7 protein-coding genes and 3 tRNA genes are annotated in these 7,435 nt (G+C 73.4%); 6 read left to right on the plus strand and 4 right to left on the minus strand.

Annotated elements, in window-relative coordinates; all coding sequences use genetic code 11:
• Positions 1 to 211: 211 nt before the first annotated feature.
• Positions 212 to 505: a hypothetical protein gene (locus ACFXAM_RS36590; RefSeq protein WP_380298001.1), complete on the minus strand. Its 294-nt coding sequence runs from the start codon at positions 503 to 505 to the stop codon at positions 212 to 214.
• A 248-nt stretch (positions 506 to 753) separates the two neighbouring features.
• Between ACFXAM_RS36590 and ACFXAM_RS36595 the strand changes: the two genes are divergently transcribed.
• Together ACFXAM_RS36595 and ACFXAM_RS36600 are read left to right on the plus strand one after the other, a co-directional pair.
• A tRNA-Asn gene (locus ACFXAM_RS36595) sits at positions 754 to 826 on the plus strand.
• Between the two features lie 60 nt (positions 827 to 886).
• A tRNA-Asn gene (locus ACFXAM_RS36600) sits at positions 887 to 959 on the plus strand.
• Between the two features lie 109 nt (positions 960 to 1,068).
• Here the strand turns inward: ACFXAM_RS36600 and ACFXAM_RS36605 are convergent.
• Complete coding sequence (locus tag ACFXAM_RS36605; protein ID WP_380298003.1) at positions 1,069 to 1,818, minus strand: trypsin-like serine peptidase; 750 nt, start codon at positions 1,816 to 1,818, stop codon at positions 1,069 to 1,071.
• A gap of 236 nt (positions 1,819 to 2,054) precedes the next feature.
• Here ACFXAM_RS36605 and ACFXAM_RS36610 point away from each other — a divergent pair.
• Positions 2,055 to 2,128: transfer RNA gene (locus tag ACFXAM_RS36610), tRNA-Ile, on the plus strand.
• A gap of 176 nt (positions 2,129 to 2,304) precedes the next feature.
• Positions 2,305 to 3,249, plus strand: coding sequence for a 1-aminocyclopropane-1-carboxylate deaminase/D-cysteine desulfhydrase (locus ACFXAM_RS36615; protein ID WP_380298005.1), 945 nt, complete (start codon positions 2,305 to 2,307; stop codon positions 3,247 to 3,249).
• Here ACFXAM_RS36615 and ACFXAM_RS36620 read toward each other — a convergent pair.
• Entirely contained in the window at positions 3,242 to 4,774 is a 1,533-nt protein-coding gene (locus tag ACFXAM_RS36620; protein WP_380298007.1) for an LCP family protein, read from the minus strand. The genes ACFXAM_RS36615 and ACFXAM_RS36620 overlap by 8 nt on opposite strands.
• 151 nt (positions 4,775 to 4,925) lie before the next feature.
• Positions 4,926 to 5,390 (minus strand): MarR family winged helix-turn-helix transcriptional regulator, encoded by a 465-nt coding sequence (locus ACFXAM_RS36625; RefSeq protein ID WP_380298009.1) that lies wholly within the window; start codon positions 5,388 to 5,390, stop codon positions 4,926 to 4,928.
• A gap of 89 nt (positions 5,391 to 5,479) precedes the next feature.
• Here ACFXAM_RS36625 and ACFXAM_RS36630 point away from each other — a divergent pair, with 89 nt between their 5' ends.
• Together ACFXAM_RS36630 and ACFXAM_RS36635 are read left to right on the plus strand one after the other, a co-directional pair.
• Positions 5,480 to 6,514, plus strand: a complete 1,035-nt coding sequence (locus tag ACFXAM_RS36630) for an NADP-dependent oxidoreductase (RefSeq protein ID WP_380298010.1) — start codon at positions 5,480 to 5,482, stop codon at positions 6,512 to 6,514.
• Positions 6,515 to 6,869: 355 nt separating this feature from the next.
• A complete protein-coding gene (locus ACFXAM_RS36635) occupies positions 6,870 to 7,364 on the plus strand; it encodes a DUF3145 domain-containing protein (protein WP_380298012.1) in 495 nt (164 codons plus the stop codon).
• Positions 7,365 to 7,435 lie beyond the last annotated feature (71 nt).

Here is a 7,435-nt window from a genome sequence, read left to right on the forward strand (position 1 = left end):
GGGGGGCCCGGTCCTGCGTTTCGCCCCCCCGGGGGGTGGCCTTGGTCGTCAGCTGCCGGCGGGGGGGGGCGGGGCGCGCCGGGGCGGGGCTTTGGTGCCCGGGGGGGCCCCCCCCCCGCACGCCCGTGTCCGGCCGGCCTTCACCCCGCCGTCACCCGCCCGTCACGGAGGGCCGCTAAGAGGTCCGGGAGGCCGGGGCGCGGGACGGCGGTCAGGGCCGGTAGGTGCCCCAGCTGTCGTCCTCGCTCCTGGCCCGGTTGAAGTACGGCACCCGGTCGGTGACCGAGTTCGGCAGCCGGTCGCCGACCTTGCCGGCCACGGCGCCGGCGGCCTTCCCGGCGACCGCGCCGGCCTGCTGCCGGGCCTTCTCGGCGGCGCCCTGCACCGTGGGGTTCTGGGCGACCTGCCGGGTCACCCTGGCGATCTGCTCGTAGCGCCGGCGCCCCGCCCGCGTGCCCAGGACGTAGCCCGTCGCGAGTCCGACACCGAACGACAGCTTCCACATGGTCGGATTCCACCCTCTCCTGGCGGCCATTGCCGCATTGCCCTACCCCGTCTGCCGGGACGGTGAACCTTCGGTGCCCCCAGCATCCACGGACGGGGCGCCGGGCGCGCGGGGAACGCGCCGGGCGGGGTCGTCCGGCGGCGGCCGGGGAAAGCGATTGGCGGACCACCCCCCCGAGTGCGCTAATGTATGTCCCGCAGCGAGCGCCGAGGAGCCCGGGAGACCGGGGGCCGGAGCGGGAAGCTCGATCCCCCATAGCTCAATTGGCAGAGCAGCCGACTGTTAATCGGCAGGTTATTGGTTCGAGTCCAATTGGGGGAGCTCGGGTGGCGGGCCCTCGGGTCCGGCGTCCTTGCGTGGTACGGGAGTTGTGTACCGCGATCCCGCATAGCTCAATTGGCAGAGCAGCCGGCTGTTAACCGGCAGGTTTTTGGTTCGAGTCCAAATGCGGGAGCTGCGCCGGGTCCGCCCGGTGACTGCTCAGAGCGAAGGCCCCTCGGTAGACCGGGGGGCCTTCGTGTTGCCCGGGCCGCTCCGGGGTCGCCCGCCCGGCGTGAGCCGGGTCACGCCACGGCCTGCTGGAAGAGCTCGGCGACCCGCTCGTCGAAGGTGACGCTGTACGAGGTGCCCGGCGTCTCGCCGCCCTCCTGGTAGCCGCCGATCACGCCGATCACCCGGCCGTTCGTGGTGAGCCAGGGGCTGCCGCTGGTGCCGTCCGTGTAGCCGGCGCAGTCGAACCGCTCCTGGGTCGGGCTCTGCGAGACGGTCAGGCCCGAGCAGGTGATCGGCTCGTCGCGCTCGTTGGGGTAGCCGGTGACCGAGACCGCCAGGCCGAAGCCCTGGTCGGTGCCGAGCGGGTTGCCGCCGACCGCGTCCTCGACCTGCCGCCCGCCCGCCGGGCCCACGGTGACGAACGCCACGTCGTACTCGGGATCGGCGTCGGCGGACCAGCGGGGATCGACGGTGACCCTCTTCACCGGCCAACTCCCGTACGGTGAGTAGCCGTTGCGGTAGCCGGGAGTGAACACCAGGCCGTCCAGCAGGCCGACCCGGTGGTTCTCCACGCAGTGCGCGGCGGTCACCAGCAGATTGCGCCGCGGGCTCTGCACCACGCTCGCCGTGCACGCCCGGGGCCCCTGCGCGGTGTGCACCGACAGCGTGCCGACCCGGTCCCAGGCGGGGTTCTGCGGGGCCACCACCGCGGTCCGTCCGCCGCCCTGTCCCGCGCCGCACGCGATCGCGGCGGCCAGCAGCAGCGCCGCCGCCGCGGCCGTCCTGGCGGCGCGCGCGGTCCGGGCCGGGCGGGAGGGCATCCGGGGCTCCGTCTCGTCCTCGGGGCGGGAGCGGCCGTTCACGCGTTCCGCCGTTCGCGACCAAGATCTACCAGTCCGGCCCGCCCCGCGCCACCGCCGTCCGCCCGCCCCTGCGCGCGCACCCGTGTGCGCCCCCGGCGCGCACCACGGGTGATCGACCGGCTATGCTGCCCGGGACGGCCTTTCGGGGCCGTCTGCTGCTGCCGCGACCGGCCTGCCGTCGCGCACTGCGAACCGGGGCGGTAGCTCAGCCGGTTAGAGCAGGGGACTCATAATCCCTTGGTCGTGGGTTCGAGTCCCACCCGCCCCACCCTCCGTACCCGTGCGAGCGGCCCCCTGGCTGGGAAAACCCTAGGGGATCGGGCCTGCTGCCACGCCGCGACGCGCCAGGGTTTCACCCGGACGATGACGCCCCGGCCGACGGGGAGGGGCGGGGACGAGGAGCCGGGTGCTCCGTATTCTGGGCGGGTGCTTGAAGCTCCGCGTGTGCCGACTCCGCTGGTCGAGTGTGTCGACGAGGTGTTCGAGCGGGCCGGGGTGGAGCTGCAGCTGAAGCGGGACGATCTGGTGCACCCGCTGGTGCCGGGGAACAAGTGGCGCAAGCTGGGGCCCAATCTGGAGCTGGCGGTGCGTGAGGGGCACCGGCGGCTGGTGACCTTCGGCGGGGCGTACTCGACGCACCTGCGGGCGGTGGCGCTGGCGGCGGGGGCGCTGGGGCTGTCGAGCGTCGGGCTGGTGCGCGGCGAGGAGCTGGCCGGGGCGCCGCGGAACTGGTCGCTGCGGGCCGCCGAGGAGGCCGGGATGGAGCTGGTGTTCCTCTCCCGGGCCGCGTACCGCGAGGCGGCCGGGCGGGTGGCCGGCGGGGGCGTGGCCGGAGCCGGGGAGGCGGAGCTGCGACGGCGCTGGGGGCCGTGCCTGGTGCTGCCCGAGGGCGGCTCCAACGCGCTCGCCGCGCGCGGTGCGCAGGCGGTGGTGGCGGAGCTGGCGGGGCTCGGGGCGCGGGACGTGGTCTGCTGCCCGGTCGGCACCGGCGGCACGCTGGCCGGGATCGCGGCCGGGCTGCCGCCGGGGGCGCGGGCGCTGGGCGTGGCGGTGCTGCGCGGCGGCGAGGGCTACCTGGAGGGCGAGGTGACCCGGTTGCACCGGGAGGCCTACGGGCGGGAGTTCGACGGCTGGCGGATCGACCACGGGCACCACGGCGGCGGCTACGGGCGGGTGCCGGCCGCGCTGGAGGAGTTCGCGGCCGGCTTCGAGCGGCGGCACGGCATCGGGTTGGAGCGCCGCTACGTGGCGAAGACGCTGGCGGCCCTGTACGGCCTCACCGCGGCCGGCGCCTTCCCGCCCGGCACCCGGCTCACCGCCGTCGTCACCGGGTTGCCGGACCCGGTCCGAGCCGGGCCCGGCGGTCCTGCACCGTCGGCGGCTAGGTGAGGTTGCTGCAGGGGTCGGTGTCCGCGGTGCGGCTGTTCTCGGCTATGCCGGTGGGGACGTCGGTGGGCAGCGGCCCGGTGGGCTCCGCGGACGCGGCGAAGGGGACCGCGGGGGCTCCGGTGGCGGGGCCGGCGGTGGCGGTGGCGGTGGCGGTGGGGTGGTAGTCACGGCCGAGGGTGACGGTGATGCCCTCGGAGCCCGGCTCCTCGGTCATCCGGGAGCCCGGGAAGAGCGGGGCGAGCTGGTCGGCGACGGCCTTGAACGGCGGGTCGTAGGCGATCTCGGTGCGCAGCCGCCCGCCCGTGGTCTGGCCGAGCGCGACGTTCTGGAAGCCCTGGGCGCGGATCGCCGCCGAGCCGCGGCCGGCGAGTCCGTCGGTGCCGACGCCGTTGACCACGGTGACCGGGGTGGCGAGCTGTTCGGCGGTGAGCGGGGAGGCGGCGGGGGAGGGCTCGGAGGTGGCGGGGGCGGTGCTCGCGCTCGCTGCCCCGGGCAGCTCGCCGGTGGCCTGGCCGTCCAGGGTGCGGTCCTCGCGCAGCAGCTGCCACAGGGTGTCGACGTCGGGGTGGACGAGGTCGATCCGGCCCTTCTGCACGGTGGAGAACCGCCAGGGGGCGGTGACGAAGGTGATGTCGGAGAGCTTGATCTGCTGCAGCGACTGGGCGAAGTCGACCAGCTTCATCGCGGTGCCCAGGCCCTCGTCGACGGTGAGCGAGCGGGTCGCGGCGTCGGCGAGCGGGAGCAGGGTCGGCAGCGAGAAGCCCTGGGACTGGATCTTGCGGATCATGGAGGAGAGGAAGGCCTGCTGACGCTTCATCCGGCCGATGTCGGAGTTGTCGCCGAAGCCGTAGCGGGCGCGCAGGTAGTCGACGGCGGGCTGGCCGGATATCTTCTGCTGGCCCTTCTTGAGCTTGATGTTGTGCGAGTTGACGTCGTTGGGGACGCAGACGTCCACGCCGTTGATGGCCTCGGTCATCGCCGCGACGCCCTTGAAGTCGACCACGATGGTGTGGTCGATGCGCAGGCCGGTGAGGGCCTCGACGGTGTTCTGGGTGCAGGCCGGGTTGCCCTGGGCGGATTCGCCGACGGTGAAGGCCTCGTTGAACATCTGGTTGGTCCGCGGCTTGGTCCAGTCGCCGCTGGGCAGCCGGCAGGACGGGACGGTGACCAGGGTGTCGCGGGGGATGGAGACGCCGACGGCGTGCTTGTGGTCGGCGTAGATGTGCAAGAGGATCGCGGTGTCGGAGTGGCCGACGCCCTCGTCGCCGCCGCCGAGGTCGGCGTTGCCGTCGTTGCGGGTGTCCGAGCCGAGCAGCAGGACGTTGACCGGCACCGAGGCGCCCGGCGTGACCGGCACGGGCGCGGGCGGGCGTTCGGTGGCGACGCCGCCGGCGTCGAAGGTGGTGATGTTGGTGTCGAGCCGGTGGTAGAACCACGCCCCCGCCCCGGCCACGGACAGCACCAGGACGGCGGCGAGTCCTATGACGGTCCGTATGACACGCCGACGGCGCGAGCTGCTGCTCATCCTTCCCGTCCCCCCGTTTTCCGCTCTCCGGCCCCACCCGTACCGCCTGGTCGCGGGGCGGGTGCCGGTTGTCCGAACGTTAGACGTTTCGGGGGAGTGTTCGGTTACCTCCGATCGGCCGCCAATTCGGCGGCCGGTGCTGTGATGCTCCTCACGCCCCCGGTCCGGAGGCGCCGGCGAGCATCCGCCGGAGCAGGTCGCGCAGCTGGGTCCGCTCCTCCGGGCCGAGCGCCGCGAGCGGCTCGCGGGCGAAGTTCAGCGACTCGCGCAGTTCCTCGGAGGCGGTGCTGCCGGTGTCGGTGGTGGCGACCAGCTTGACCCGGCGGTCCTGGCGGTCGGGCTGGCGGGTGACGAAGCCGCGGGTCTCCAGCCGGTCGACGATGCCGGTGATGTTGGAGGGCTCGCAGCTGAGCGTCTGGGCGATCTGGCGCATGGGCATCGGGCCGCGCCGCAGCAGGGCGAGGACCTTGGCCTGCGCTCCGGTGAGCGAGCGGGCGGCGGCGGCCTCCTCGTACTCGCGGTGGAAGAGCGCGACCAGGTTGGCCATGAGATCGACGACCTCGCGGGTGATCTCGTCGGCCTGCGGCGCGGTGTCCCGGGGCGGCTGGGCGTTCATGGTCACCAGTCTACCTGAACATTTGACAACGTGAACTTTTCATGCCCATTGTTACTTCACCGACTCAACCTTTCACGTGGGAGATCACCATGGCCGAGCCGACCGCGCCGGAAGCACCCGCCACCGCCCGCGAGTGGCACCTCGCCGCCCGCCCCGAGGGCTGGCCGGTCCCGGCCGACTTCGCCCTCGTCGAGGCGCCGGTCCGCACCCCGGGCCCGGGCGAGGTCCTGGTCCGCAACACCCACCTGTCGGTCGACCCCTACATGCGCGGCCGGATGTCGGCGCGCAAGTCCTACGCGGAGCCGTACGAACTGGGCAAGCCCATGCTGGGCGGCGCGATCGGTCAGGTCGTCGCCTCGCGGGCCGAGGGCTTCGCCGTGGGCGACCACGTCCTCCACTTCCACGGGTGGCGCGAGTACGCGACCCTCGACGCCCGGGCGGCCGTCAAGGTGGACCCGGACGCCGCGCCGCTCTCGACCTACCTGGGCGTGCTGGGCATGCCGGGCCTGACCGCGTACGCGGGGCTGACCCGGATCGCCGGGATCAAGGCCGGCGACGTGGTGTTCGTGTCCGGCGCTGCGGGCGCCGTGGGCGGCATCGTCGGCCAGATCGCCAAGCTGAAGGGCGCGGCGCGGGTGATCGGTTCCGCCGGCTCGGACGAGAAGGTCGAGCTCCTCGTGAAGGAGTACGGGTTCGACGCCGCGTTCAACTACAAGAACGGCCCGGTCGCCGAGCAGCTCCTGGCCGCGGCTCCCGACGGCATCGACGTGTACTTCGACAACGTGGGCGGCGAGCACCTGGAAGCCGCCATCGAGGCGATCAACCTGCACGGCCGTATCGTCGTGTGCGGCATGATCTCGCAGTACAACGCCACCGAGCCCACCCCGGCGCCGCGCAACCTCGCGCAGATCATCGCCAAGCGCTTCCGCATCGAGGGCCTGCTCGTCAATGACCACCAGGACCTCCGGCCGCAGTTCGTCGAGGAGGTCTCGGCGTGGGTGCGCTCGGGCGAACTCAAGTACCGCGAGACGCGGACCCGGGGCATCGACAGCGCGCTGGACGCCTTCCTCGGCATGCTGCGCGGTGCCAACACCGGCAAGATGGTGGTCCGCCTCGACGGCTGACGCCCGGTCACGCCCGACCGCCCCGCACCGGCCCCGGCCGGCGCGGGGCGGTTTGCGTACCCGGCGGAGGGGCGCCGGCCGCACTACCGCATTCCGGCCCAATCCGAAAGTGCGTCATCCCTGCTGCGGGGCGGCGCGGTACGGTGGTCACGCCCGGCGATGGGGCCGTTCGGGGGAGAGATCCGACCGAGGGGTGGACCTCGTTGCGGATTCGACTAGCATTGAGCGAAAGCCTGTCCGTTTTGCTCAATTTAGTGGCTTAATGTCGGCTAACGTGGGTAACTGCGGATCAACTACGGGCACGAACACGAGGCAGCTGGGGAAGGCGACCCTCGTCCACAGCCTGGAGGTCCCGGTGACGACACGTGGAGTCCTGTACATCCACTCCGCGCCCCGCGCGCTGTGCCCGCACGTCGAGTGGGCCGTCGCGGGGGTGCTCGGCGTGCGGGTGAGCCTGGACTGGATCCGCCAGCCGGCCGCGCCCGGGCACTGGCGTGCCGAGCTCTCCTGGCAGGGCGAGCCCGGTACGGCCTCGAAGCTCGCCTCCGCGCTGCGCGGCTGGCAGCTGATGCGCTACGAGGTCACCAGCGAGCCCTGCGCCGCCGCCGAGGGCGAGCGGTACAGCAGCACGCCCGCGCTCGGCATCTTCCACGCCGTCACCGGCATCCACGGGGACATCCTGATCCCCGAGGACCGGCTGCGGGCCGTCCTGCGCCGCGCGCGCAGCGAGGGGGCGGACCTGGAGGCGGAGATCGCCATGATGCTCGGCAAGCCCTGGGACGACGAGCTGGAGCCCTTCCGGTACGCCGGGGAGGGCGCTCCGGTGCGCTGGCTGCACCAGGTGGTCTGACCGCACGGGGAGACGGGAGAGGGGTGGGGGGCGCGCGGGGAGCCGCGGCCCCCACGCCCCCTGTGGGGGGT

Origin of the sequence: Kitasatospora sp. NPDC059462, assembly GCF_042749955.1 — a bacterium.
GTDB lineage: Bacteria > Actinomycetota > Actinomycetes > Streptomycetales > Streptomycetaceae > Kitasatospora.

Coding starts and splice junctions, on each gene's coding strand:
- ACFXAM_RS36605 (WP_380298003.1), bottom strand. CDS start 1,818: ATGCCCTCCCGCCCGGCCCGGACCGCGCGCGCCGCCAGGACGGCCGCG.
- ACFXAM_RS36620 (WP_380298007.1), bottom strand. CDS start 4,774: ATGAGCAGCAGCTCGCGCCGTCGGCGTGTCATACGGACCGTCATAGGA.
- ACFXAM_RS36625 (WP_380298009.1), bottom strand. CDS start 5,390: ATGAACGCCCAGCCGCCCCGGGACACCGCGCCGCAGGCCGACGAGATC.
- ACFXAM_RS36630 (WP_380298010.1), top strand. CDS start 5,480: ATGGCCGAGCCGACCGCGCCGGAAGCACCCGCCACCGCCCGCGAGTGG.
- ACFXAM_RS36590 (WP_380298001.1), bottom strand. CDS start 505: ATGTGGAAGCTGTCGTTCGGTGTCGGACTCGCGACGGGCTACGTCCTG.